1 protein-coding gene is annotated in these 1,312 nt (G+C 34.8%); it reads right to left on the bottom strand.

What is annotated here, in order from left to right:
• A partial coding sequence (locus tag AC1DJR_RS30105; RefSeq protein WP_477004270.1) for a type III restriction-modification system endonuclease occupies positions 1-1,312 on the bottom strand: 1,312 nt, incomplete at both ends.

The following is a 1,312-nucleotide window of genomic DNA, read 5'->3' as shown; positions in this document are numbered from 1 at the left end:
CATATAAACTGGGGTCACCAACTATTTGCTCAGCCATAAAACTAATTGTTCCTGGGATACGTTGAAATTCCAACATATAACGATTTGAAAATTGTTGCCACAACTCTTTCACCTTTTCCCAATTTTCTTTTCTTAGTTTTACTCGAACTTTTGTTGAATGTTTTTTTGTATCTACAACCTTACCTTCTCGTAGGCGATTCGTATTCAATTCAGGATATAGTTCAACTAACCATTCAAATCCACTTTTTTGAACGCCTCCAATATCAATAGATTGTTTAAACTCATTTCTCCGATTAATAATACCCAAATTGTCTAAATGCTCCAGTAATCTTTCGTCCGTAAATTCTGGATTTACTTTTTTTCTTTCGGTGACTACTAATTGAATCATATCTTCCGTTAATTTTTCTTCGTTTAATTGAAGTTTCGCATCACTATTGATCTCACCGATGAGTTTTTTTGCAAAATCTTTTTCATCATATCCAATTAAAAATGCTAGTCTAGCCGGCCACTCATCTTGTTGAATTCTATGACCTGTTTCATCCACTGGTAATCGTAATCCTCGACCAACTTCTTGAATTTTACTGTTTTCACTACCAGAAGTACGCAATTTAGCAATAACAAAAACATTTGGATTATCCCATCCTTCACGTAACGTCCATTTTGAAAATAAAAAACGCCTCGTTTGCCAATTACCCTTTTCATCTTTAAAACTTAAAAGCTTTTCTTTATTTTTCAAAATATCGTCAACTTCTGCTTGAATCGATTCATCACCAGAACCCCGATCTTCACCAAAATATCCTGCATGTACATTTTGATCATCACTGGCTAAACTCGATTGGGTAGCCCTTAGGAATTCTAAATACTCTTGTTCCCTAGGTAGACGTTTGAATTCATATTCTGCTACTAAGCGAGAGAGTTTCCCTTTCAATAAACGTTCAAAAGTTTCTTTTAGCCAGCCATCATCCTGGCGATAACTAGTAATGCTATCAATGAAAAAGAGACTTAATGTTTTAATTCTTGGCACATTATTTTCCCGTTGATTCCCCCTTAAAAAATTAGCTTGTTCGATTTCAAAATGCTTATCAATTGCATCTTTAATAATTAACTCCTGATAAGTTGATCGATAAGTACCAGGAATCAAGGCCATACCTTTTTCAAGCTCTAATTCATTACTCAACATTTTCGAACCAGCATATTCAATATCACCTTCAAAACCTGAATCCACTTCTGCTAAATTATCACCAACATGAAGTATCCAGCTCTTACTATTTTGCTTAAGCACCAGTTCCTTCGCCTTCACACTATCTACTAC

It is taken from the genome of Bacillus sp. 05T31, assembly GCF_056396725.1.
This window is presented reverse-complemented; position numbering and strand designations above follow the sequence as displayed.